Here is a 24,641-nt window from a genome sequence, read left to right on the forward strand (position 1 = left end):
AGATTGCATTAATTTTTTCATACATACTCAATGGCAATTGACCGATTAAAACAAAATTCATATAAGCTCCTTAAAATCACTTTGAGGAGTCCCTATGAAATCACTGATTAAACTTGTATTAGTTTCTGTTATTGCACTATCAAGCACATATGCTTCATGTCGTCTTGAAGTAGAGCTTCAATCAATGGATATTCTAGCTCAAGAGCTAGCAGTATCATATGATGAAGTTTATAACGAGTACCAAACAAATATTTCATTTGTCGGGATAAATGCAGATGGCCAAGATCTTTACTCGGCCTATTTCAATACTTATTCTGGTGCATTTAAACTGGATACTGTAATTGATGAAAGATGTGATGTTGTAAGTTTCGAACTTTCACTAATGTAATAAAAAAGGCTACTTTAAGTAGCCTTTTTTTAACGTTCTCTTGTTTCTGACTGAAGTACCTCTCGGTAATCCTGGATATCATCAAAGCTTCTCTTGTAGTTCTTTCTCTGATGACTTTTTTTTCCATTTGCATAATTGCTTAATTCATTCACTTTACTCTTTGGCGCATTGTAATTTTCAGAACTATTAATTCTTCTCTCATTAGTTGCAAAAGTAAGTGGCGAAGTTAAGAAAACAGCAAGAATAAATAAACGCTTCATCCTACACTCCTAATTTTCTTAAACTGTGTAAACGATTCATTCGTTTTACTATTCTATTGTAATCCACTTCTATATGGGGCGAAAGGGCCCGGCAATTACTTATTCAAAACCTAACATACTTAACAAAAACATAACACTTTACTAATGAGACCTTAATTTTAAGCAACTTTCTTTTCAGTAACTCCTCGCATGGCCTTAGAAATTTCTTGTACGATATCTTCTTCTGTAAAAGGCTTATATAAAAATCCATCAACCATAGTTGAGGCTTCCCTATCTTCGCCTTCGAGATTTAAATTTACACAACCTGTAGTAATAAGAATTCGGGGCTGTTCAATTAATTTATTACTTCTAATACTCTTTATTAACTTAGGGCCATTCATAACAGGCATCTTCATATCAGTAATAATGAGATCATAACTTTCAGGACTTGCAACGTACATATCATATGCAACCTTGCCATTTTCAGCTAAGGAAACCGTGACACCAATATCTTGTAATATTTCTTCGAGAAGATCTCTAATGCCTTCCTCATCATCAACAACTATTGCACGAAACTTCATCTTAAAATCACTCAAGCTTACCACATTACTCTCCTGTGAAGATGATACCTCTTGTCCATAATGTATTGGTAGAGAGACTTTAAATACAGTCCCTATCCCAACAACACTCTTCAACGTCATCCTTCCGTTAAATTCATCCTTTATAAAACCATGGGCAATAGAGAGTCCCATCCCTGTCCCCTTACCTATATCCTTAGTCGTATAGAATAAATCAAAAACTCTACCTCGATCTTCTTCGCTGATGCCGTGTCCATTGTCTTCAATTTTAAATGTTATTCGTTCATTATTTTCTTTAACAATAACATTTACTTTTCCATTATCCTTACCTTCTACCGCATCTCTAGCATTAGAAATAAGATTGATTAGAACTTGCTGAAACTTTCCTCTTTCTCCTTTGATCAATGCCTTTTCATTCACATTCATATAGAGATTCAAATGAATATTATCCTTATCATAGAAATCCTTAAGCATTGATACAGTATCTTCAAAAACACTGACCACACTAAAATCAGTAGGCTCTTCATCTTGGGCCTGTCTTGAAAACTTTCTAAGCCCTGATACAATTTTTTCTATTCGCTGAGCTGCTATTTCCGATTTTTCAACTTTCTCTAAGAGCTCCTTGACATTCTTTTCTCCCATTCTTTTTTTGAGCGATTTTAAGTGCCCAAGAATAATTGTTAACGGGTTATTAATTTCATGACCAATACCTGCTGCTAATATCCCAATCGAGGCCAATCTTTCATTTTGACTAACAAGCTTCTTTTGCCTCCCCAACTCTTCATACTGCTTTTTAATTGCCTCTTCCTGCCTTCTTACCTTCTTAGAGATGAGATACTCTCTTCTTCTTCCTGTTTCGATGATATAAACCGTTAAGACTATGATGAATAAAAAAAGAGCCAGGTTAACAATATAATCGAAAGGGAATGTAAGGGTCGATAAAGTTCTTGGCCCAGATACTGTCAGGTAGTAATTAGTATTTCCATCAGTTGCAAATGGTTCTTCATGACGGTAAAAATTATAATTCTTATCACCATCACCATAACCAACATCAAGGTTTACTCGATAATTTGAGTTCGTATCACTTTTAAATCTTTCAGGTAATAAAGAGGAGAACGTGAATATCATATAGGCCCTCCCCTTTGTTCCATCAACAGAGCTTACAAATTCTTGTAAGATAATATCTGATGTTGCAGTATCAAAGATGACCTTATTATTTTTGCCAAACTTACCACAAGTCTTTCCTTTCGACTGTAGCGTTTCATAGAGGGTTCCATTTTCTCCGCTATAACAAATTGCCGAAATATTAAGCTTATTCAAAGTTGTTTTTGTAAAATTATTAAATTCCCACTCATTAACATTTAAAGATGAAGCGAAGAAGTGTGAGATCGCAAGTAAAGCCTCACCACGTACCACACGATTTGCCTGAATTGTTGAAATAATCTCCTGAGCGCTACTTTTAAATTCTTCTTCATACTTATCTCGTAAGAATTGCTCTCTTTGATAATATAGAAGGGAAAGGAATGATATTCCTAAGACGAGTATTGTTAATGAGATTTTAGAGAGGCCAAGTTTCACAGCAAACAAATCGACCTTGCTTGCTGCAAACTTAACTTAAGATTCTTACGTGCTTATTAGCACTATTATTAACTATTCTTTACTTGTAACAAGTAATGTCTGTAACTGCGCTAACTTGAGGGTAAGAACCATCAATCACATCATCTCTTCCTTGAATTGGTAACTTAAAAACACTACTTAGAGTTAGTTGAATATCAGTTCGACCAATACGTGCATTGTCTAACTCTCCACACTTTTCAATAGCGGCCTCAAAGATCTTTGCTTTTAATTCAGCTTCCATATTTGAAAAAGAGCCAACGTATAAATTTATCGAACTTTGTGGAATTATAACTGCTTCAGCATATACCGCTTTAGAAAAGCTCAATACAACTGCAAGACCTAAAATTAACTTTTTCATAATACTCTCCTTAAGCAAATCCAAATCATTTTGGATAAGGAGACTTTAGTTAATTCAATTTAATAAAAAAAATGAATAGATTCGATCACTGGAATAAGAGTTTTTCATGATGCTGCGCAAACCATCTAATATTACAATGAAACACCTTATACATTAGCCCAGCTAATTTTAACCATTAGACAATTTAATACTCTTAAACTATAACATTTTTACACACACAAAAATGAACACTTGGAGAATTGAATGTTTAAACTTCTAATTGTATCCGCACTTTGCCTTTGCGCATACTCATCGACTAACCTTGAGAAAGCTAAGGCAATCCTAGCAAGCTCAAATACTTCTGTTGGCGTTCGCTACGACCTTGAAAGACTAACTACTAAGGGACACACTAGAAACTCTTACAAAACTGCCAGAAAACACCTATTTGGAACTCTTCACCTTGAGAGAGACAATGGGAATGCAGCCTATATTCGCGATGTATACTGTGACGAGGTTTACACAAACTCAACTCCTCGCATTGGTAAAATTGGAAAAGGAAGAATACCTAACCATGAAGTTGTAAATTGCGAGCACACATGGCCACAATCAAAATTTGATCGCGGTGCCCTTTCGAGATATCAAGTTGGTGACCTACACCACCTCTACCCTTCTCAAAACAGAGCAAATAGCACACGTGGGAATTATAACTTTGGAAAGGTAGACGCTAAGAACTCAAGACTAGACTACTGCCCAGCTTCTAAGTTTGATGGAAACACTTACGAGCCACCAACTTACCACAAAGGAAATGTTGCAAGAGCAATGTTCTACTTTGCAGTTCGCTATGATCGTAAAATCAATTCACAAATGGAAGAAACTCTACGTCAGTGGCATGAGTTAGATCCAGTAGATGAAGAAGAACGTCTAAGAAATGACAGAATTGAAGACATCCAAGGAAATAGAAACCCATTTATCGATGCTCCAGATCTAGTTTCAAGAATTACAGATTTCTAAAATTATTTTTAAATATCTATAAAAAGGGCGCTTAATAAGTGCCCTTTTTTTATTTCAAAAGCTTTGAGAAAAGCTAAGAGTTAGGCCATCTAACTTAGCTGTTGGAAGAACACTCAACCAATAAGGCTTATTATATTCAACATGGTTAAAATAAATCCCCCAACCATAACTTAATCCAATCGTCATTCCCGCCGTGACATCGTGTAGGTAGTGCCAACTATCATTTAAACGACTAAAAGAAATGAAAATTGCGGCCAAGTGAGCAGCAGAGCCCCATCCCCATCCATGTTGTGCCGTCACAACTGATGCAAAGGCAAAGGAAGCAGAGGCGTGTCCTGAAGGGAAAGAATCTTTTTCATCGGGATAACCAGGTCTCGATTCGTCAATAGTAGTCTTTAAAGCAACAGTCGTCCCTACAGTATAGGCCGTCGCTTGTAACATATGTGATGCACGCTCTTTTCCAAGCCTTCCTCCCCAGAAGTATTGACCAATGATATAGGCTCCATTTAAAACACCGTAGCCAATATCACCTCCAAACTGTCCAAGATCTTTAAGATGGTTTTTTTGAGCAGCACGCTTTTGGATTTCATCAATTCCCTTATATTCCTTCAGAAGACGCAGTCCTAAAGTGATCCCTGTCCCCGTCCAAAAGATATACTTAGCGTCAGTACAGATCGGTGCCGTCAGATCGGAAAGAAAACTTCCACATTCATTTGCAAACGTTTTTTGAAAACTACTTAATAATAAAATTAAAATAAATATTTTTCTGAAACTCATTATTTACCAAGGTGTGCAATTTTACTTCGTGTATACTCTCTTTCCTCTTTTGAAAGAATTTGTGGTTCAACCTTAGGTAGGCCAGAGTTCATATCAAAGAATGAATTAGGCTTTGTTAATCTTAATATAGACCCAATAGAAATGAGCTTTAGAAGAATTAGACCTGCCATTTTAGAAAATTTTAAAAAGCCTTTTTTTGGCCAACTCTCGTGATCAACTGAAGAGTACTTCATCATATTATAAGATTGAATATCACCTAGCTTAGACTTTTCTTCATTAGAGACAAAAGCGCAAACAATGCCACTAAATGGAATTTTTGCATCAAGAGTATTTACCATTGGAAAATTGCAACAGCCTGCATACCAACGATAAAGCCCCTTAGGACTTAATCTTAGACATGAGATATGCTCATGGCCTTTCGTAATCTTTATATAGCTTGGTGCTGTTTGAAAGAGCTCTGTACCATCAAACTCATCTAATAAGTTTCGACGACCTAAGTACTGAGCATAGGTCTGACAGTCATCACAACAGCAAACAACATGATTACTCAAACTTTTATTAATTGTTAACTCGCCTTCAACTGCGCCACATTCACACTTTAGGGAAACGATCTCTTTACTCACCTTATATATCCTTCTTAATAAATACTCTTACAGGAAGCAGAGCAATCTTCAAAATTTTGAATATCAGCTCGTTGACTTAAGCGAAGGCCATTAATATTGGCCAAGAGATCACGCCACTCCGCATGGCCCCCACCAAATAAATCATAAATTTCTTTTGCGACACCTATGATAGCAGAAGAGCTGATTCCACACTCGATACCAACGATGCAAGAGACAGTACAATGCCTATACTTATCAACTTCTAAATTCTGAGACTCTAGAACTCTTTTATAATAAGTTGCTGATTCAACAGCGCAAAGAAGTCCATCTACTCTTTTATTGGAGCTGATTGAAGCATAGGATAAATTCATTAAAAAAACTGCCAATAGCATTAATACGCATCGCATATAAAAACCTTTTGTTATTGAAGTTTAATTATAAGAATTCCTAAGACGTTCTGGCAAAAATCAAATTCAAAAATATAAATAAAAATTAAAGATGTTAATAAATATTTTTCATATATAATTTAATAAAAAATTATTTACTCATCAAAGGAGCATAAATTATGTGGGGAACTAATAATAATGACTGGTGGCCTAATCGCCTAAGACTTAACATTTTAAGACAACACTCAGAACTTGCTAATCCAATGGGTGAACAATTTAACTACGCAAAAGAATTTAACTCACTTGATCTTAGTGCACTAAAAAAAGACATCTTCGCATTAATGACAGACTCACAACCCTGGTGGCCTGCGGACTACGGTCACTATGGACCGCTCTTTATTCGTATGACATGGCATGCCGCCGGTACATATAGAACATCAGATGGACGTGGAGGCGCCAATACAGGAAACCAAAGATTTGCTCCTCTTAATAGTTGGCCAGATAATGGAAACCTAGACAAGGCCCGTAGACTCTTATGGCCAGTAAAACAAAAGTACGGAAATAAAATCTCATGGGCAGATCTATTTGTTCTTGCAGGTAACTGCGCTCTAGAATCAATGGGATTTAAAACATTTGGTTTTGCAGGTGGACGTGAGGATATCTATCAACCGGAAGAAGATGTTTACTGGGGAACAGAGGCCCAGTGGCTTGGTGATAAAAGATACTCAGGAGAGCGTGAACTTGAAAAACCACTTGCAGCTGTTCAGATGGGGCTTATCTATGTAAACCCAGAAGGGCCAAACGCCAATCCAGACCCTGTTGCCTCAGGTATAGATGTACGTGAAACATTTGCACGTATGGCAATGAATGATGAAGAAACTGTTGCACTTGTTGCCGGAGGACATACATTTGGAAAATGTCACGGAGCTGCACCAGATTCAAATCTTGGACGAGAACCAGAGGCTGCACCAATCGAACAAATGGGACTTGGATGGAAAAATAAATTTGGTACAGGTAAAGGTGGCGACACAATCACAAGTGGTATCGAAGGTGCTTGGAAACCAAACCCGACAAAGTGGGATAATGGTTACCTGACAACTCTCTTTAAATACGAATGGGAAAAAGTAAAGTCTCCTGCTGGAGCTTGGCAATGGCTTGCAAAAGATGTGGCCGATGAAGATATGATTGTGGACGCTCACGATAAAACAAAAAAGCATCGTCCAATGATGACAACAGCCGATCTTTCACTACGCTTTGACCCAGCATACGAAAAAATTGCAAGACGCTACAAAGATAATCCAGAAGAGTTTAGAGAGAATTTTGCAAAAGCATGGTTTAAGCTTACACACAGGGATATGGGTCCTAAAGCTCGCTACCTTGGATCAGAAGTTCCTAGAGAGGATCTAATTTGGCAAGACCCAATTCCTGCTGTTAATCATGAACTAGTAAATGAAATCGATATCGCAGAACTAAAAAATCAAATTCTAAACTCTCCTCTAACAGTCTCTCAAATGGTTAGAACGGCTTGGGCATCAGCTTCAAGCTTTAGAGGATCAGATATGCGTGGAGGTGCCAATGGAGCACGTCTTCGCCTTGCTCCACAAAAAGACTGGGCCGTTAATATGCCATCAGAGCTAAATGAAGTCATAGCGACACTTGAAGATATCCAAAAAGGATTTGATAAACCAGTTTCTCTTGCTGATGTGATTGTTCTTGCTGGGTGTGCAGGAGTCGAAAAAGCAGCGAGTGATGCAGGAGTAAAAATTGAAGTTCCATTTACACCAGGACGTATGGATACAACACAAGAGCTTACTGATACTGAATCATTTTCTGTTCTTGAACCAGAAGCTGATGGATTTAGAAACTACTTGAAAACAAAGTTTACGGTTGCAACAGAAGAGCTTCTACTTGATAAGGCACAACTACTAACATTAACGGCTCCTGAGATGACAGTACTTGTAGGTGGCCTTCGTGTACTAGGAGCAAACCATGACAATTCAAAGCATGGTGTATTCACTGATAAAGTAGGTGTTCTCTCGAATGACTTCTTCACTAACCTTCTTGATATGAACTATGAATGGAAGGCAAAAGATAGTGATAACGAATTATTTGAAGGTATTGACGTTACTTCAGGAAAGTCTGTATGGACAGCGACTCGTGCGGACTTAATCTTTGGTTCAAACTCGGAGCTTAGAGCAATTTCAGAAGTATACGGTCAAAATGATTCAAAAGAAAAATTTGTAAATGACTTTGTTAAGGCCTGGAATAAAGTGATGAATCTCGATAGATTTGAGTTGAAAAAATAAATATACTGAAGGTCTGCCTAACTAGGTAGACCTTCTAATTTAGAAACACTCTCTAAATTATTATCCCAGTTTGCCTTACTTTTAATAAAAAGATGTGCACTAGGCTTAATGTCAACTGGCGTATCAAGACATCCGGCCGGGATGACCACAAGCTTCCCCTCACTATAAACTCCAGGCACAGCTGATCCACATGTCTTACAAAAACTGCGAGTATGCCTTGTTTCAGGTAAGCGGTAAGATTGAATATTTCCTTCCCCACTTAACCACTTGAACTTCATATCACTTGCAAATAGATTAGCAGCGTGTGCAGAACCCGTGTCTTTTTGACAATACTTACAATGGCATAGGAAGAAGTTATCAAAAGACCCTTCTGCTTCAAATTCAATAGTGCCACATAGGCATGAACCTTTATGAATATTGCTCATTAAAACTCTCCCTTGGACTAATGTAGACGCGCTCCATTTGGCACATCTTTATCGAGGTTAAATAGGACGATATCATTATTTGAATCTGAGAATCCCATAACGAGAACTTCAGACATGAACTTTCCAATTTGCCTTGGAGGAAAATTAACGACGGCCAAGACCTTCTTTCCAATCAGTCCTTCCTTCTTATAGTGGACAGTGATCTGAGCACTTGATTTTTTAATACCTACACCTGGGCCAAAATCAATCTTGAGTTTATAGCTAGGTTTTCTTGCTTCAGGAAAGTCTTCAGCTTCTATAACCTCACCTATTCTCATATCAACTTCTAAAAATTTACTAAAATCTATATCGGTGAGAGCTGGCGCACTCGGTTCAAAATCTAAATGCATAAATATCCTTTCTAGTTTCTTAAATTATACAAGAAAAACGAATGGTCACCAAATAATTAATCTTCACACAAAAATGACAGAGAACAAACCACAGATTTGACGTTTGAGAAATAAAATAGATGTAATGAGAAAATTTCATTTAAGCTTCATCATCTCCTTATTACTTCATGCACTCTTACTCTTTACCTACTCAAAGAATCATAAAATAAAAAATATCACACATAGAGAACCAATCAAAATGAAAGTGAAATCCTTAAAACAAAAAAAGAAATCTATACAAAAGAGTTTTTCAAAAAACTATAAGACAAATGGATTAAAGCTCTCAGACTTCTCTATTGATCCAAAACACTTAAGTCTAGACGAAGCAAAGATTTCAACGAACTCGAATATTGGACTAGCAAAAGCAAATCGCATATTTGCTAAAATAGAACAAAACTTAACATACCCAGAAGAGCTTGTTGAAATTGAGTCCCAAGGACATTTTCAAGTCACATTCTATCTCGATAAGGGTGCACGCTATGATGAGAAACGAACTAAAATCTCAACTGGTTCAAGGTTCTTGAGGGCCTATATTGCTAAAGTACTAAGAAACTCTCTAAAGAATTTAGATCAAAGAGATTTAAAACTTAAAAAGCTTACAAAATTTGATGCTGTCTTTAAATTCAACTTAACAACTTCCGTCACAGAACTTGGACAATCCCAGTTATTGAAAGATCGCTATTTCTTTTACCGTCAAAGATATGGAGTCTCTACCGGCAGAGATAAAGTTATGAATGGTGTCTCAAAAACACTTGCAGGAATTACAAATGTTCTTAGCTTACTAGAATATTTACCAGATAGTGATGCAACAAAACTTAAAAAGAAAAGAATTTTAGAAACTTATATCAATGATCCATTCTATTAAAAAGTAACTTCTATTTTAAATATCGTATTAAATCTTTAGGATCGGCTCTTTTTGTATAATCAGCATCTGCAAAAGCATAGATAATCTTTCCATCCTTATTAACAATATAAGTACCAGGTAAAGGAAGTTCAAACTGTTCGCTATTTTGATTATTTTTAATATCAATACCAAATTTCACATAAAGTTCTTTCAGGCTTTCTTCAAGCTTAAAAGCAAGTCCAAATTTTTTTGCAATTTGATTATCGACATCTGAATAGATAGGAAAATCTAATTTATGATTTCTTTTAGTTTTTGCAATTTCTTTCTTTGTGTCAGGAGCAAGAACGATTAGTTTGGCACCCTTTTTTTGAATTTCTTGATAGTATTTTTGATACTCTTTCAATTGGATCATACAGTAAGGGCACCAACTTCCGCGATAGAAGCTGATAATGGTATTTCCATCTTTATAGTATTCACTTATATCTTTCCCACCAACTTTAAAACTCGGAACTTGAGTTCCCTTCTTTATACTCTCTTCCACAATTCCAGAATCTTTAAGATGTTTTAGAGCTTCGTCCATAACCTTAGTTACTTCAACAGGTCTTTTCTTATTCGCATTCTCTCTTCTTTCATCAAGTCGATCTTGGAGGGCACTATCTGCAAGAGAGGAGAACGTCAGCGCGAATAAGCTTAATATTGTAATAGTTTTCATTGAGGGTCCTTTATAAAATTCTATTTTATAAAAGAATATCCTCAGGAGAGAAATTGATTGTTAGCGGTTTGTTAAATCTTGGTGCATTTATAGATTTTTTTCAAGAATCAACTGCTCTATTTGATTTTCCTTGATTCTCGTATCAATTAATCTAAAACCAAACTTTTCATTGAGTTCAATCATTTCAGGATAGCGAGCATCAGTGTGAGTACGAACCTTTGTGAAGCCTTGTTCTTTGGCCCACTCATGTTGCCTCTCCATCAACTTTGTCGCTAATTTTTGACCACGATAGAATGGCACAACACCACCTACCCAGCTATAGAAATAATCACCACAATCATAGCCAACTTTAAAGGCGATTGGCTGACTTCCATCAAAGTAAAATTGTGCAAGAAACTTAGTGCAGTCTTTTGTTTTTGAGTACATTCTGTCGACACAATACGGCGTACTAAAGATCTGAGAATTCGTCTGGGAAACGATCTCGAAGACCTCATCAGAGATTTGCGAATATTCTTTATACTCATAATGATTCATAAGGACGCAGAATATATCATAAAATTTTAAAACGTACACATATAGATTGTTAAATTTCAATACTTTACAATCACCCCCCCCTAAGCCCTTGTAAGTAAATATTATCTAGTACCTTTGCACATCATGTCACTTTCGCTATTTAAACAAAAAACAAAAATTTCGCAGGGAGTAATAAATGAAAGGTCTTCTATCTTTTCTAGTTTTAATTTCACTATCAACAGCTGTCTCAGCTCAGTCTGATTTTCTATCCAAATCAGAAGCAAAAGATATCAATGACTACATGGGTGATATTTGTATGGATACATACTGTGGTGGCGATATAAATTGGTATGCACAAGGGATGAACTGCAGCGGTGATCAGTGTACAATTTCATACGAGGCCTATACTTGGAAAGATTCAGCTGATTCTTTTGATGCAGATCTTCTAAAAGCACTAGATGGAAAGACTAAAGATTATCGTCATTTAAACTCATCGCTTAAATTTGAAAATTTCCAACTAGTTAGACAAGGCAGAGCATTTGTAAATATCTCATGTACTATGTACGGACTTAATAATGAAACTCTTGCTGAATACGATAATGACAAACAAGAATATCTATATATGACTATTCTCGAGTCATGTATTGATCCTGTTGAATCACTAATTCTAAATTACTAATAAATAAAAAGGCCCTTGTATCATACAAAGGCCTTATATAAATATCTTAATAAAATTAATCTTATTCTTGTCCTTGAAGCTTATCGTAAAAACAAAAGAGTAAGAACGAAGCTGCAGCTGCTGTAAAGACGCTATAATCAAAAGCCCCCTTAATCCCACTTGTAAATGTCATACTCAGTGCAAAGAGAGACAGAAGTCCAAAGCTTATAAGTGATGTAATCTTAATTCTAAAACCGATTATAAATAAGATACCTAAAACAATCTCAAGGCCAGTTGCTGAATATCCTAAGAATTCAGAAAGAGCTGTTGGTGCCCATGGGTTTAAGAACTGAGTGTATTCAAGAAATGATTTCATATTTCCCCACACAACTCCTGGCTCACCGTACTTTCCCCAAAGGCCAAATCGATCGGCCACAGCAGAAAGATAACTACCAGCTAGAGCAAGCCTGAGAAATAATAATGATGCTTTATCCATAACGAAATCCTTCTAAAACTTTGAATATTTATAAAGCTTAACAGGATGAAATTAATGAGACAAATGAAATGAGGAAAGGTGCCCGCCTATTATTTAATAGTGAAGGCACCGTTATCGATTTATTTAAAACACGTCTTTAATAGAGATTTCTAGATTGCCATCAATTGAGAACATATCAAAGTTCACAAGAAGCTTTTCACGAACTTCGTTATTTAAGACGAGAATCTTAGCACGACATGAATAGTCGTACTCTCCTTGTACTCCATTGGCATCTTTCTCGCACTCATACATATTCAGATCTACTTCATAGCAGACTTCACCGTATTCATGAGCACCAATTGCTCCAATTTCACATCTTTCTTCAGTATTATTTAAAAGAAAAACTTCACTGTGCATATAGTTTGAGAGTTTCCAACTCATTTCATACTTGAAAGGCAGATCCCCGTCCCAATCTCTACTCACATCAAATGTATTCTCACTTGCCTGCATAGAACCAAAGGCGATAGCAGGTAAAAGATAAACAGCTGAAAGTACAACAAATAAACTAAGCTTCTTCATAAACTCTCCTATGATATTGGCCACGAGATTTCGCCACCACCGTTTCAACGAAGAGAAAATAGCTATTTCCAACACATAAGTAAAAACACTTTACTTGATAAAGTACATAAGTTTTAGTAATACAGTTATATGAATATAAAACTACTCGAATCCTTTTATCATGTTGTCATTGAAGAAAGCTTTATCAAGGCCGCAAAGAAGCTCTCAGTTTCTCAACCTGCAATTTCAAGTAGTATAAAGAAGTTAGAGGAGCAACTCGCGACTAATTTGCTTGAGCGATCGAATCGTGGGATCATCCTTACCCCAACTGGCGAGAGAATCTTTGAGTCCTGTAAATTAATCTTTTCAGAGCTTGATAATCTAGAATATGACCTTGGCATTGATAACGATATCGTTAAGGGCCCGCTTAAAATTGGAACAAGTGATGAGATCGCAAGTTACCTACTGGCAAATAAGTTCAAGCATTTAACAGGAGAATTCCCACTTACAACGCCGGAGATTTATACTGCACCAGCGGCTGAGTTACTTGAAAAACTAAAAGACGGCGAACTTGATATTCTCATTCTCTTCTATACTCCCTCTCTGCCAGAAGGTATCTCTGAACGATCACTCTTTAATATTCGCTTTAAGGGAGTCATTAAGAAAAGTCTAAAGAATAAGAAAGAAATATTAAATAAGCTCATTGGAGATAAGATTATCTTTCCTTCACACAAGAAGAAATTTTCAGCATTAAAGAAGCATCTAAAGACCAACAAAGACTCGAAGTTTTGCATATCAACGAATAATATCAATATGCACTTACAAATGGCCCTGCAAGGAGAAGGAATTACATTCCTTCCAGAATTTATCGTGAATCCCCTTATCAAATCAGGAAAGCTTGCTGTCCTTCACCCTTCAGAAAAAGACTATTACTCACTCAAAGTGGTGATGAGAAATAGCTTTGTACCAAACAAAGCCTATAAGAAACTCATTGAACTTATTTCCCCGAGTTAGGTTTAGTCCTTAGAAGGCCATAAGTTACTAGTACACATGTCAATAACTTAGACACTTCGCCCCTGTAAACCAATGAAATCATGACAAACAAACTGGCATAAAACATGCGGTTATAATAACGATGTGTAAATCTATCTTTCTTCTATTCATCCTAAACCTCTCGGTCTGGTTAGCAGATCTTCATCTCTTTAATACAGATGAAAGCTTTAATGACGACTTTGCACAGAATATTTTATCGGGAGATCTTAAAGCTAATGAAGCAATCCATTTAAGAGGTAAGAGTGTTATCTTCAAAGAAATACTTGGAAGTGGAAATACAACAATCATTCTGAAAGTCTATGATGAAGAACTACAAAGTTACCTTGCTCTAAGACTGCCTCATGGAAATCAAGATAAACAGTACACAATCTTTGATGGAAAAAAGTTCATTGATTACTCTTACCAAGGTTTTGGAGAATTAGATGAGTCAAAGCTTACTAAGAATATATAGGGCCAATTAAGTTGGCCCTTTTTATTTTTCATTTTTTTACGACACACCAACGTTTGCTACCAATACACTTTTGCATCTCAATACGATATCCATCGGGACAACTTTTACCGTCTTCAAGAATACTAGATTCAGATGCCTTGGCATTTCGTACAGAGCTTTCACAGCAACTATTTCCATTGCACTTTTTTATGTACTGATCGTAGTATTCTTCAGAATTCGATTGGCAACTTAGACTAAAAATAAGTGTCGCTAACGTAATGAGATATTTCATGGCCTAATTGTAGCATAACCTTTTCAAGATATAACTGCCATGAGTCCAAATCAAGGCTCCGCCAACACTATCAATAACTTCAGCTGTAAACATTGAATTTCTTCGTGCTAGAGTCAATCCAAAATCTGGAGAATGAACTGGGCTATAATCATGTTTCCCATATAGATGAAATACGTCTGTTGTAACTTCTTCAAGATTGAAGCCCCAAGGAGATAAGCACATAGATAAGTCTTGAAAGTAGGATTTAAATGAGCTTCCAATCCCTTCTTGAAGACATTCACGATACATCTTTTTATATGGATCTTGCGTATAAACTTTCTTATCGACCTCAGAAGATGTTCCGATAACAAAATCGATAAAGCCATCCAGGTTAAAAGTTTTTTGAAATTCATCACATGTTAATTGACCACTACTTACAGAATTCACGAAATTTTTCGTATTCTCATCAAGTAATTCGAATGTACTTTTATCGTGTAGATCATCTTGACCAGACACAACCACGGCCTCTTTAATAATCCCATGTAAGCACATATGGTACAAAAAAGGCGCTCCTTGAGAAAATGCAACAGCGTCAATCTGATCTAACTTAAGCTCTCTTAATAACAATTCTACTGATTCAGTGATACTAGAAAAAGACTTATCTTCATTGAAGTCCGACTGACCAAAGCCAGGCCTATCAATCGAATAAAGCTTGATATTATTATTTATAAGGTCTTCTTGATAGAAATTTAAACTACCACTCATCCCTGCACCATTTATATAAAGGACAGGTTTTCCAAGTTCTGCTCCAGATACCCTGAAACATGTTTTTAAATTATCTTTTAAAATATATATGTCTTTCAATTATTAAAACTCCAGATCAGTTTATCTGATATTTGAAACAAGCCACATAGAAAAGTCATCCACTTCATTATGATGAGCTTGAAAATCTTCTTTAAGTTTATTCAAGGTATCTTGAACAGCCTTAACATCATAGGCAATGCCTTTTAATTCTTCTGCAAAAGACTCAATTAAAGGCGGATATAGACAGTCACTAAAGATCGTAATCTCTTCAATTAGTCCTTTATTTGAATTGATATGAACTTCAACACTACCCCAAGTAAATCTCTCATCAAATTGATGGTTAAACTTTGGCGTTTTTCCATAAAGCCAATCCCAATCCTTTAATTCATCATAGTATTCATTAACTTTAGGAACAGACTTTAGGAAGTCGTAGTTTAAGACCTCTACTTGGCCCTGAGCATCGTAGAAACGACAAAATTCTTCAATAATCGCACTTGAGAGACTCTCATGATTGATTTCAGAATTAAGCTCCGCAAGATTGATCACACGTGCACGTGCAGATTTGATCCCCTTAGACTCTAGTTTTTTCTTATTAGGGTTTAAGTAGTTAGCAAGCTTACTTAGATCAGCATTAATTAGAAGTGTTCCATGGTGAAAGCTTCGATCTCTTTTTACCTTAAAGGCCGAACCAGAAATTTTTCTTGATCCTTCTTCTTCAGCTACCTTAACTTCAATATCATTTCTTCCATTAGCAAAGGCATCAACTCCAAATACTTTTAATGCATTTGTAATGATCTTATTATTTGCGTCTTTATCGTATGATTCTTTAGATGACATGAAAGTGAAATTTGTATTCCCCAAATCATGGAAAACTGCCCCGCCACCACTTTGACGTCTCGCAAGTTTAACTCCGTCTTCTTCCATCTTACTTGTAATACACTCTGTCCACGGATTTTGGTGCTTTCCAATGACAACAGTTTCATCATTTTGCCAAAGAAAGAGAACATGAGAATCCGTGTCCATATCGTTAAAAATCCAATTCTCTGTGGCGAGATTAAAATATGGATCATATTGTTCAGCAACAAAAATTTTTACTTTCTTACTCATATTATTCCTATTTATAAATTTGTTTTTTCAAATCGCAGGCCATTACAATCATCGTAGTAATCTTTCTCGATTTCAGTTTGTTTAAAACCAAATTTCTTATATAAAGCAATTGCCGAATAATTATCTTCTCTAACAGTCAAAGACAAGGGCATTTGGGCATGATTTTTTAAACATTCTTCAAGTAACGTAGAGCCATGACCCCTTCCTTGGAAATCTTTTGAGACAGCAATATCAACAAGCTCGATATTTCCGTCCTCTTCCACGGTACAATAAAATCCGATTACCTCTGTATCTACTAGTACCTTAAGCTCATAGCCGATATAGTCTTCTGGAAATTCAACTAGGGCCTGAAAGGTTTCTTTCTCAGTCGCTTCTTGTTCACCATAGTTTTCTATTTCGATTTGAAATAACTTATCTACGTCTGACAGACTTGGCGTTCTAATATTCATTGTGGCCTCACTATATCTAAAAAGTTTTAATTATTATAGTTTAGACCAAGCAAGATTACTATACTGATAAGTAAAGCCAGTATTTTTACTTTTAGAATTATCAATTACTCGTAATTCTGAGTTCTCGGGATCAAAAGATATCGCTGAATTAAAATTACGATAAAATTCCTCTTTAGTAGGATGATCATCACAAACTAGATTAAAATCTTGATTACTAATATTATGATTTACGACATGATGTAAAAATTCAGCGACATCACTAGTATGAACTAAATTAACATTAGTTTGTGACTTTGATAGCTTTGTCATTTTCTGAGAAAAAAATTTTGGATGGCGTTTACTATCAATTAAACCTCCCGGCCTAACAATCACATAATCATCCAACTGTGATATCAATTTTTCGCACTCAATAAGCTCTTTAGCATTTCTTGTTTGACCAACTTTCATACTATCTTCACTAATATGACCAAAACCATAAACCGAAGTTGAACTAACAAAAATAACTTTATTTAAAGGCCCTAAATCATTTAATAGTTTTTGAAGCTTAGCTGAATAATCTTCTGTAGGAGGAAATGATATGATAATAACATCAAAGTCCCTTGAAGCTTTCCAGCTTTCACCTAAGGTGTATTCGATGAGGTTAGTTTCTAAATCATCTGACTTTCTTCTTGTTCCAATAATTTCATGTATTTTATTTTGCGAAAGAAAGTGCTGTCCTAAATGTCCAAGTCCTAAAAAGAGAATTTTTTTCATAAGTCATTATAGTTAGATATACTTCGCTATAAAAAGGCAAAAAAGCACTCAAATACAGTAAATACAATGAAATTTAAGAAATTACTTAGATTAGCGTGATGTTTAGCGTATATTGATTACTATGACTAACAATATCCCATTTGAAGAATTCAATTTACGCCCCGGCCTTCTTAACTCCATTAAAAAATGCGGTTTTACAACAGCAAGCGCCATTCAAGAACTAACAATACAACCAATCTTAGAAGGTAAAGACATACTTGCTCTTGCTGAAACGGGATCTGGTAAGACTGCGTCATTCGCCATCCCGATCATCGAACATATCATTCATGATGACCTCGTGGAAGTTAATGAGGTTCACTATGTTGTCCTATCTCCCACAAGAGAACTAGCGCAACAAACTGAAAAGGTCTTCAAAGAACTTGGTAGTGAGTCTGGAGTTAATACAGTCTGCGTTATTGGTGGTGAAAGCCTCGAAAAGCAAAAAGAACTAATTAACAAAGGTGCACATATCATTATTGCAACACCTGGCCGCTTAGTGGATCTATTAAAGCAAAAGGCCGTCCTCATTGATCGCACTTACGGAATCGTATTTGATGAAGCTGATCGGTTATTTGATATGGGCTTTAAAAGAGATATCGAATACACTCTTGGACAAATGCCAGATGATAGACAATTAATCATGGTATCAGCTACGACTAATATGGAAGTTTTAAACACGGCCTATAAGTTTAACTCTACTCCAATCGAACTTAAGTTGAATGAAGATAACATGGTTGTTGATCATATCGATCATAAGCTAGCGATGATTAATGCTAATGAAAAGATGGGCCTTCTTGTAAGTACCATCCGCAATCATGAAGATGCATACGCTCTAGTCTTCTGTAATACAAAATTTCAAACACACCTAGTTGCTGAATGGCTGATCGCAATGAATTTCAAAGCAAAAGCAATCTCAGGCGGCCTCTCTCAAAGCAAGAGAACAAAATTAATTAAAGATTTTAGATCTAAAGAAACGACAATCCTTGTCTGTACAGATGTTGCGGCACGAGGTCTCGACATTAAAGATGTTAATCTTGTTATCAATTACGATCTTCCACAAGATGCTGCAAACTATGTTCACCGAATCGGTCGAACAGGTCGCGCTGGCTGCGAAGGAGAAGCAATAAGCTTTTGCTCATTTGATGACTGTGAATACCTAGACCCTATTCAAGAATTCATTGGAGACAAAATTCCAAAATTAGAAATTGTCCCAGAAGATATTTCAAAAAATCTTTCAAAGAAGCCATTTATTGACCGCAAAACTTTTAAGGTTGTCGATAGAACGACTGGTAAGCCACTAACAGAGCAACAAAAAGAACAACGTAAGAAACCTCAGCGCAAAAAGACCCAAAATAATGCTAAGAAGAGAACTCAAGAAAGAGTTAAAAAGACAGTTGAAGTAGCTAATAGGCCAGTATCAAAACCGATTAAGAAGATAGAAAAGAAACCAAATACACCGACGTTTACGATTCAAGCAGAATCGCAAGAAAGTGCGAAGGCAGCCGCTCTTGCATTCTTTAAGATAAAGTATGATTCTCAACTAAACCTTGATGAATCGACTCTGGGACGTAAGAAGTACTTCCTATTTGGAAAGAGACTCACAAGATTCACTTATAGTCTTAGGCCAACGTATAAAAAAATCGTGATGCCATTTCTAATTAATCTTATTAAAAAGGCAAAGTTGAAGCTATTCGCCAAGTTCTCATTTAATGGAAAGGATATTAAAATCTTCTTTTCTGGAGCAGATGAGAAAATGTTAACAAGAGATAATAATGAACTACTCCAAGCTCTTGAATACCTGACAAGACTTCACCTTTACAACAGTGTTGAAGTTCCTCGAGAAGTTAGACTAAATTTCAAGTGTAAGGGTGTAAAGAGTCAGGAAGACAGTCTTATTAAGATGGTTGAGCGTGAGACAGCAAAAGTTCTAGACTCTCGTAAACCAGTCACACTTAAAGCATTAAACGCTTCAGATCGCAGGCTTGTTCATCAACACCTTGATAAGCACAAGGAAGTTAAAACAGTCTCAATCGGTGAAGGCCGAATGAAGAAGATTCAAATTACTTTAGCATAATTTTTTATCCCAGGTGCTTTTCGCTTGCCTTACGTGAAAGAAAAGCACCTGGAATATGCATATTCTATAAATAGGGCCTTTGATTCTTTTTATTCCGTCATGAGGCTTTTCAATAGACTTTCAACCCATTTCGATTTTTTGCTTCTATATTCATCTTCATTAAGATGAGAAGAACTTCGTTTGAGCTCATTATATTCTTCGACGAGAGAAGGTTTGGTAGACAATAATTTTTTAAATTTCAAAAAGTCTTCAAATTCACTTCCATTCTCCACTAACTGGATTGCTACATCATGATTATATTTTTCTGTAATCAGCATGCAAAGCTGAGGAGTTCTTAAAGTGCTCTCTTTCTCAACGTAGCCAAGGTTCTTAATTGTTATTAAACTTGATTCGAAGTCTTTCTTATCCACGCCAACAAAAACATCTAAATCTCCTTTAGAGATAGCACCAGGGATTGATGATGCTCCAATATGAATGATTCGAACATTAACAAGATGTTGAGATAGCTCAAACTCTAAGTCCTTAAAAATTTCATTCACTTTATCTTGATAGTCTTGTGCTTCATAAAATTTCATACTACTTCTTTCTTACAAGATAAGACATATCCATTTGTTGAATATTTCCATTTGTCCATGTTTCCCTATGAAAAACATACTTATCTCCCATAGTATAAAGTCTAAACTTAAAGATCATCTCCTCATGCCTCCCTTCTAGATAATATACATTACCCTTAACAATCCCCTCTGCTCTGAAAGGTCCTTGTGACATGACAACCTTTTCACCTTCAACTTCTAGGCACATATCCTTAGTTAAATCTTTTCCGTCTTTAAACCCATGCGCCGTGATTGTAATGACATGCTCACTCTTACCAACCATCGTTTCAGGATAAACTTCTCTTTTGACTTCTTTTCCATTTGAAATTTCAAAGCTAATATTATCCCACTCGCCAATAAGAAAACCCACCAATGGGTTATAAAATTCTTTTGTCTTCATAAAGAGTGCTCCTTTCTTTATATGCCTCTTCTAATAGCTCTGAGATAATTTCTGTTTTTGCATTTGAGTATTCACTTCTTGGTATATCCAAAGATTTTTTAAGCTCTTCATATCTCAATGCTGCACTTGGATTGGAAATAAGATAACCACTGAGTCAGATCTTCAAGCAGTAATAGATAAAGTTATTAATACCTTTAGACCTAGATTAGAAGTGCAAGGAAGACGCTTTACTATTGAAAGAGACCAATACAATCCAAATATTTCATTTAAGACTTTCCGTAAAAGTACCAAAGAATCGGGAATATTAATAAGCGGTAATGCCCAAAGATTCGCCGGTGCCACATCTGACGCTATTGCATTCGCTATATGTACACAACTAGGGAGTCTTATAGGCGGAGCTCCCTACCAAAGAGTTACAGGAGGCTTTGGTGCTGTAAATGGACAAGCAATCTATTGGGCATCTCTTAAGTGTTTTCGAAAAGTATTTGAAAACGACTTCAATTATATGGGAGATACAACTAATCCAGAGATTCGTAAAAAATGTAGAGCTACTTGGGGATATAAGAATAGAGATAATGAAGCCGTCCAGCTGTGTGAAAGAACAGCACAGGCCGGACTTGATCTAGCAAAAATAAGCGCTGACTATGTTAATAGTAACGCTAGTATATTAAATAAAGATAAAAAAATTGTATTTTTAACTAATACGCAAAACCTTCTACCACAATGCAAACTTGATACAATCATGGCCGGTGCACTATGCAAGAAAGACGTAAGTTCACAAGTGAGCTTTTATAATGAAGGCCAAGGAGTTTGTACTAGAAAGAGTTTACAAAATAAGGAGGGTGTAAGGCCACTATGTTGGTATCGCCCACAACGACAAGACTTATATCGATACGAAAAGCCGCTTGATATCAAGCAAAACTTACTAAATTACTTAATAAAGGGAAATTTAGAAGTTGTGAGAGAAGCACTAGACAATGAGCACTTTCGACAAAATAATCGAGTTGCAGGAAGTCCTAACTCAGCTCTCCACAACGCTGTCATTCTGCGAGACAAAGCAATGGTAAAGTTACTTCTTCAATACGAAGGAGCGAGCGTTAACTTTAACAATCCAAAAGATATATTTAATGAAGCGTTTTCACCAATCGCCCTAGCGGTAAAAAAGAATTATCCAGAAATTTTAAAAATGCTCTTAGATGTGCAAAATCCTTTCTTATGGAGCAAAGATAAAAATGGAAAAAGCCTTGTTGATTTAATTAATACTCTCCCTGACAGTGAAAGTGTCTCGCTGTTAAGAAATATTTTCAGCACAGCTAAACTTAGAAAGAATCTGGTTTCATTAGCTAAAGAAAATAGATTAGACGATATAAAAAAGGTCTTTGCAGCTGACAGATATTATTTCAATGATCCACTAGATAAGTGGGAGGCTATCAAAGTCGCAATAAAAGAAAACCATAATGAAGTAGCGAAATTCTTCTTACAAAGAACTTATTTAGATTATAAAGGGAAAGAGTTACTTGAAATCGCACTTACGAACAATAATCAGGATGTTGCTGAATTTATAAGAACTGAAATAGAACGAGAAAATGCGCAGAGTTCTTTAAATTATAGTATAAAAAATAAGCTTGATTTAGACTCAAAGTTTGAAAGCCTTATACAGTCCCCTCTTGTAAGCATGAATGCTAACTTTAACTTTAGGATTAAACACAATGACTATGATTCCCCTTTGACTTACGGTCACTTATTAACTGTGTCACTATTTAAAAATAATTTTGAAAAATTTGAAAAAGTATTAAAACACAAAGATATTAATGTTGATTCAAGTTCTAACCGAGCTCGTTCTTTGTTGAATCAAATTTATAGAATATCAGAAAAACAATTTAGCTATATAGACAAAGAACATAAGAAATTAATTGGAAAAAATTTAAGTGCGTTCTTACACCATAGTAATCAACTCACTACAAGAAAAGGGATCTTTCTAAGTATCGTCTATGAAAACATCGAAGATGTAGAATCGATATTAACTTCTGCAAGTAGGAAGATGATTAACCAGGATCGCTTTAAGTACTTTACTAAAACATCAGATGAGATTAGAAGACGACTCGTAAATTCAGATAAATTTGACATTCACGAGCGTCAAGATGAAATTGATAGTGAATCAATTTTAGGCCTGGCAATAAAAGCTAATGATATTGACCTTGCCTTTGAATTAATGACTATACGAGATGTTGATATTAATGGCACAACCACATGCTACCTCGAAGATTGTAGGTATACATCTACACTAGCAACAAACCCTTTTGGCCATGCCTTAAAGTCAGGAGACCAAGGACTTATTAACTATTTTATGGACCGTGAGGACTTATTATTTAATGGAACATTTAATACACCATTATCTGCTGCCGTAGAAAGTAACAATATTGATACTCTGGAGATGATTTTAGAAGATAGTCGCCTTAATAGAAATAATGTTCGAATTTTAAGCAAAATTGTTCATCGAGAAAATTACAAAATGCTTAAACTAGTATTAAAGTCTAAATATAAACTGATTTTTTCAAAATGGGAACTTGAGTATGCCATTGAAGTCGCTCAAAAAAATGAACTTAAGAAGTTTGAGAGATATTTAAAAAGAGCATTGAGAAAAAGGTATTAGATTAAAATGAAGAAAATACTCATATTCTTACTACTGACTTCCTGTGCGAGCTCGAATCGAAGACTACCTGTTGATATAAATAATAATGTTAAGGTTGCCGAAGATCTTATAGAGCAAGGTGCTGTTAAATTCTGGCCAGAGTTAAAAGACTATAAGCCACTCGTTCTAATCAACCACCATAACACTCAATATCTTCTCAACTCTAATACTTATCCTAATAATGGGTATTATTATTTTAATGATACTATTAGGCATCCTCTTGGAATAAAAATTAAGAAAAGGCCTTATCATACTGCTTATTTAAGTAAGATGCATAAAGGACTCGAGAATTCAATTTTTATGATCGATTCACAGGAGACGATGTCTGAAAAAGGCCAAAATTGGAATGATTATGACTGGATAACTATCTACATACATGAGGTATTTCATTTATTTCAAAATAATAAACTAGGACAGCAGTTAGTCTTATCTCCAAATAAGATGAATACTGATGCACTTATAAGTTTGAAAAAAAATAAAAGCTACATTGACTCGATAAACCAAGAAGTTCAGTTAGTCAGAAATGCTGTATTAAAGTTAGACTTACAAAAAGCAAGTAACAAGATAAATACCTGTAGAGATCTTATAAAACATCGAGAAAATAGATTTAAAAATTTTAAGATCAATAATGATACAAAAGCTTCTGAGCTATTTTATGAAACCGTAGAAGGTACAGCTCGATATTTTGAAAAACATATTGACCTACAAGCAATGAAAAACCCTAAGCTTAACAAGCTTATGAATGCGGAACTTCTGAACTATTACGCCAAATACGGTAGGAAGACTTTTGAATATATGATTACTCCGTTAGATCAGAATAGTAATTATTACTACGATACAGGATTTTTCCTTTCCATCTTACTCGATAAAATAAGCCCTGATTGGAAGCAGGATGCGTTTAAAACAACTTTATGGGATCAGTTTAAGCATGCCTGTAAGAAATAGAACTCTTCACACTTGAAGGTGGAAAGAAGGCAAAAAAAAAGCTACTTCAAAGAAGTAGCTTTTTTATGGTGCCCCGACGCGGATTCGAACCACGGACACAAGGATTTTCAGTCCTTTGCTCTACCAACTGAGCTATCAGGGCATAAATGATTTGGTTCCATTAAATTAATGGTTTAT

At 35.6% G+C, this 24,641-nt stretch carries 29 protein-coding genes and 1 tRNA gene; 10 read left to right on the forward strand and 20 right to left on the reverse strand.

Translation table 11 applies throughout. The annotated features are described in order from the left end of the window. Nucleotides 1-94: 94 nt before the first annotated feature. Nucleotides 95-388 carry a hypothetical protein gene (locus ABMA72_RS15555; RefSeq protein WP_392860009.1) on the forward strand — a complete coding sequence of 98 codons (294 nt, stop codon included), beginning with the start codon at nucleotides 95-97 and terminating at the stop codon, nucleotides 386-388. Between the two features lie 29 nt (nucleotides 389-417). Here ABMA72_RS15555 and ABMA72_RS15560 read toward each other — a convergent pair whose 3' ends face one another. From ABMA72_RS15560 to ABMA72_RS15570, 3 genes are all read right to left on the reverse strand, one after another. Next, the gene (locus ABMA72_RS15560; RefSeq protein ID WP_392860007.1) at nucleotides 418-648 is read right to left on the reverse strand and encodes a hypothetical protein; all 231 of its coding nucleotides are present in this window, start codon (nucleotides 646-648) and stop codon (nucleotides 418-420) included. 158 nt (nucleotides 649-806) lie between these two features. Further along, the gene (locus ABMA72_RS15565) at nucleotides 807-2,783 is read right to left on the reverse strand and encodes an ATP-binding protein (protein WP_393057830.1); all 1,977 of its coding nucleotides are present in this window, start codon (nucleotides 2,781-2,783) and stop codon (nucleotides 807-809) included. Nucleotides 2,784-2,862: 79 nt separating this feature from the next. Continuing rightward, on the reverse strand, nucleotides 2,863-3,180 hold the full coding sequence (locus ABMA72_RS15570) for a hypothetical protein (RefSeq protein ID WP_392860004.1): 318 nt from the start codon (nucleotides 3,178-3,180) through the stop codon (nucleotides 2,863-2,865). A gap of 243 nt (nucleotides 3,181-3,423) precedes the next feature. Here ABMA72_RS15570 and ABMA72_RS15575 point away from each other — a divergent pair, with 243 nt between their 5' ends. Next, nucleotides 3,424-4,170: an endonuclease I family protein gene (locus ABMA72_RS15575; protein WP_392860002.1), complete on the forward strand. Its 747-nt coding sequence runs from the start codon at nucleotides 3,424-3,426 to the stop codon at nucleotides 4,168-4,170. 54 nt (nucleotides 4,171-4,224) lie between these two features. On the opposite strand, the gene ABMA72_RS15580 is transcribed toward ABMA72_RS15575, so the two are convergent. Genes ABMA72_RS15580 through ABMA72_RS15590 form a run of 3 tightly spaced genes read right to left on the reverse strand, consistent with a single transcriptional unit; the run spans nucleotide 4,225 to nucleotide 5,920 of the window. Further along, nucleotides 4,225-4,947: a phosphatase PAP2 family protein gene (locus ABMA72_RS15580; protein WP_392860001.1), complete on the reverse strand. Its 723-nt coding sequence runs from the start codon at nucleotides 4,945-4,947 to the stop codon at nucleotides 4,225-4,227. Then, complete coding sequence (locus ABMA72_RS15585) at nucleotides 4,947-5,570, reverse strand: DUF6151 family protein (protein ID WP_392860000.1); 624 nt, start codon at nucleotides 5,568-5,570, stop codon at nucleotides 4,947-4,949. The genes ABMA72_RS15580 and ABMA72_RS15585 overlap by 1 nt, the downstream gene beginning before the upstream one ends. A gap of 14 nt (nucleotides 5,571-5,584) precedes the next feature. Further along, nucleotides 5,585-5,920 (reverse strand): hypothetical protein, encoded by a 336-nt coding sequence (locus tag ABMA72_RS15590; RefSeq protein WP_393057832.1) that lies wholly within the window; start codon nucleotides 5,918-5,920, stop codon nucleotides 5,585-5,587. A gap of 194 nt (nucleotides 5,921-6,114) precedes the next feature. Between ABMA72_RS15590 and katG the strand changes: the two genes are divergently transcribed. Next, complete coding sequence (gene katG / locus ABMA72_RS15595; protein ID WP_393057834.1) at nucleotides 6,115-8,241, forward strand: catalase/peroxidase HPI; 2,127 nt, start codon at nucleotides 6,115-6,117, stop codon at nucleotides 8,239-8,241. 17 nt (nucleotides 8,242-8,258) lie between these two features. Here the strand turns inward: katG and ABMA72_RS15600 are convergent, their stop codons facing one another. Together ABMA72_RS15600 and ABMA72_RS15605 are read right to left on the reverse strand one after the other, a co-directional pair. Next, entirely contained in the window at nucleotides 8,259-8,666 is a 408-nt protein-coding gene (locus tag ABMA72_RS15600) for a GFA family protein (protein ID WP_393057836.1), read from the reverse strand. A gap of 17 nt (nucleotides 8,667-8,683) precedes the next feature. Further along, nucleotides 8,684-9,055, reverse strand: a complete 372-nt coding sequence (locus ABMA72_RS15605) for a tRNA-binding protein (protein WP_392859994.1) — start codon at nucleotides 9,053-9,055, stop codon at nucleotides 8,684-8,686. A 124-nt stretch (nucleotides 9,056-9,179) separates the two neighbouring features. Here ABMA72_RS15605 and ABMA72_RS15610 point away from each other — a divergent pair, with 124 nt between their 5' ends. Further along, complete coding sequence (locus ABMA72_RS15610; protein WP_393057838.1) at nucleotides 9,180-9,959, forward strand: hypothetical protein; 780 nt, start codon at nucleotides 9,180-9,182, stop codon at nucleotides 9,957-9,959. 10 nt (nucleotides 9,960-9,969) lie between these two features. On the opposite strand, the gene ABMA72_RS15615 is transcribed toward ABMA72_RS15610, so the two are convergent. Then, the gene (locus tag ABMA72_RS15615) at nucleotides 9,970-10,650 is read right to left on the reverse strand and encodes a peroxiredoxin-like family protein (protein ID WP_393057840.1); all 681 of its coding nucleotides are present in this window, start codon (nucleotides 10,648-10,650) and stop codon (nucleotides 9,970-9,972) included. An 87-nt stretch (nucleotides 10,651-10,737) separates the two neighbouring features. Next, the gene (locus ABMA72_RS15620; protein ID WP_392859989.1) at nucleotides 10,738-11,184 is read right to left on the reverse strand and encodes a GNAT family N-acetyltransferase; all 447 of its coding nucleotides are present in this window, start codon (nucleotides 11,182-11,184) and stop codon (nucleotides 10,738-10,740) included. Between the two features lie 175 nt (nucleotides 11,185-11,359). Here ABMA72_RS15620 and ABMA72_RS15625 point away from each other — a divergent pair, with 175 nt between their 5' ends. Next, nucleotides 11,360-11,842 carry a hypothetical protein gene (locus ABMA72_RS15625; protein ID WP_392859987.1) on the forward strand — a complete coding sequence of 161 codons (483 nt, stop codon included), beginning with the start codon at nucleotides 11,360-11,362 and terminating at the stop codon, nucleotides 11,840-11,842. A 61-nt stretch (nucleotides 11,843-11,903) separates the two neighbouring features. Here the strand turns inward: ABMA72_RS15625 and ABMA72_RS15630 are convergent, their stop codons facing one another. Together ABMA72_RS15630 and ABMA72_RS15635 are read right to left on the reverse strand one after the other, a co-directional pair. Beyond that, entirely contained in the window at nucleotides 11,904-12,317 is a 414-nt protein-coding gene (locus ABMA72_RS15630; protein ID WP_392859986.1) for a DoxX family protein, read from the reverse strand. A gap of 123 nt (nucleotides 12,318-12,440) precedes the next feature. Beyond that, nucleotides 12,441-12,875, reverse strand: coding sequence for a hypothetical protein (locus ABMA72_RS15635; protein ID WP_392859984.1), 435 nt, complete (start codon nucleotides 12,873-12,875; stop codon nucleotides 12,441-12,443). A gap of 129 nt (nucleotides 12,876-13,004) precedes the next feature. On the opposite strand from ABMA72_RS15635, the gene ABMA72_RS15640 reads away from it, so the two are divergent. Beyond that, complete coding sequence (locus tag ABMA72_RS15640) at nucleotides 13,005-13,868, forward strand: LysR family transcriptional regulator (RefSeq protein WP_393057842.1); 864 nt, start codon at nucleotides 13,005-13,007, stop codon at nucleotides 13,866-13,868. Nucleotides 13,869-13,989: 121 nt separating this feature from the next. Further along, complete coding sequence (locus ABMA72_RS15645; protein ID WP_392859981.1) at nucleotides 13,990-14,358, forward strand: hypothetical protein; 369 nt, start codon at nucleotides 13,990-13,992, stop codon at nucleotides 14,356-14,358. 28 nt (nucleotides 14,359-14,386) lie between these two features. Here ABMA72_RS15645 and ABMA72_RS15650 read toward each other — a convergent pair whose 3' ends face one another. From ABMA72_RS15650 to ABMA72_RS15670, 5 genes are read right to left on the reverse strand one after another with little or no spacing between them, the layout of a single operon-like run. Continuing rightward, nucleotides 14,387-14,629, reverse strand: a complete 243-nt coding sequence (locus ABMA72_RS15650) for a hypothetical protein (protein ID WP_393057844.1) — start codon at nucleotides 14,627-14,629, stop codon at nucleotides 14,387-14,389. A gap of 3 nt (nucleotides 14,630-14,632) precedes the next feature. After that, nucleotides 14,633-15,472: an alpha/beta fold hydrolase gene (locus tag ABMA72_RS15655; protein WP_393057846.1), complete on the reverse strand. Its 840-nt coding sequence runs from the start codon at nucleotides 15,470-15,472 to the stop codon at nucleotides 14,633-14,635. Between the two features lie 21 nt (nucleotides 15,473-15,493). Next, nucleotides 15,494-16,519: a lipoate--protein ligase gene (locus tag ABMA72_RS15660; protein ID WP_393057847.1), complete on the reverse strand. Its 1,026-nt coding sequence runs from the start codon at nucleotides 16,517-16,519 to the stop codon at nucleotides 15,494-15,496. Between the two features lie 11 nt (nucleotides 16,520-16,530). After that, on the reverse strand, nucleotides 16,531-16,968 hold the full coding sequence (locus tag ABMA72_RS15665; protein WP_393057849.1) for a GNAT family N-acetyltransferase: 438 nt from the start codon (nucleotides 16,966-16,968) through the stop codon (nucleotides 16,531-16,533). Nucleotides 16,969-17,001: 33 nt separating this feature from the next. Next, nucleotides 17,002-17,721 carry a hypothetical protein gene (locus ABMA72_RS15670; RefSeq protein WP_393057851.1) on the reverse strand — a complete coding sequence of 240 codons (720 nt, stop codon included), beginning with the start codon at nucleotides 17,719-17,721 and terminating at the stop codon, nucleotides 17,002-17,004. 121 nt (nucleotides 17,722-17,842) lie between these two features. On the opposite strand from ABMA72_RS15670, the gene ABMA72_RS15675 reads away from it, so the two are divergent. Next, on the forward strand, nucleotides 17,843-19,834 hold the full coding sequence (locus tag ABMA72_RS15675; RefSeq protein WP_393057853.1) for a DEAD/DEAH box helicase: 1,992 nt from the start codon (nucleotides 17,843-17,845) through the stop codon (nucleotides 19,832-19,834). An 89-nt stretch (nucleotides 19,835-19,923) separates the two neighbouring features. Here the strand turns inward: ABMA72_RS15675 and ABMA72_RS15680 are convergent, their stop codons facing one another. Together ABMA72_RS15680 and ABMA72_RS15685 are read right to left on the reverse strand one after the other, a co-directional pair. Further along, nucleotides 19,924-20,409, reverse strand: a complete 486-nt coding sequence (locus ABMA72_RS15680) for a GrpB family protein (protein WP_392859969.1) — start codon at nucleotides 20,407-20,409, stop codon at nucleotides 19,924-19,926. Between the two features lies 1 nt (nucleotide 20,410). After that, complete coding sequence (locus ABMA72_RS15685; protein ID WP_392859967.1) at nucleotides 20,411-20,827, reverse strand: hypothetical protein; 417 nt, start codon at nucleotides 20,825-20,827, stop codon at nucleotides 20,411-20,413. Nucleotides 20,828-21,332: 505 nt separating this feature from the next. Between ABMA72_RS15685 and ABMA72_RS15690 the strand changes: the two genes are divergently transcribed. Next, complete coding sequence (locus ABMA72_RS15690) at nucleotides 21,333-23,480, forward strand: ankyrin repeat domain-containing protein (RefSeq protein WP_393057855.1); 2,148 nt, start codon at nucleotides 21,333-21,335, stop codon at nucleotides 23,478-23,480. Nucleotides 23,481-23,486: 6 nt separating this feature from the next. Continuing rightward, the gene (locus ABMA72_RS15695; RefSeq protein WP_392859961.1) at nucleotides 23,487-24,464 is read left to right on the forward strand and encodes a hypothetical protein; all 978 of its coding nucleotides are present in this window, start codon (nucleotides 23,487-23,489) and stop codon (nucleotides 24,462-24,464) included. A 66-nt stretch (nucleotides 24,465-24,530) separates the two neighbouring features. Here the strand turns inward: ABMA72_RS15695 and ABMA72_RS15700 are convergent. Beyond that, nucleotides 24,531-24,606, reverse strand: a tRNA-Phe gene (locus tag ABMA72_RS15700). Nucleotides 24,607-24,641 lie beyond the last annotated feature (35 nt).

It is taken from the genome of Halobacteriovorax sp. CON-3 (assembly GCF_043196995.1).
Classification (GTDB): domain Bacteria; phylum Bdellovibrionota; class Bacteriovoracia; order Bacteriovoracales; family Bacteriovoracaceae; genus Halobacteriovorax_A.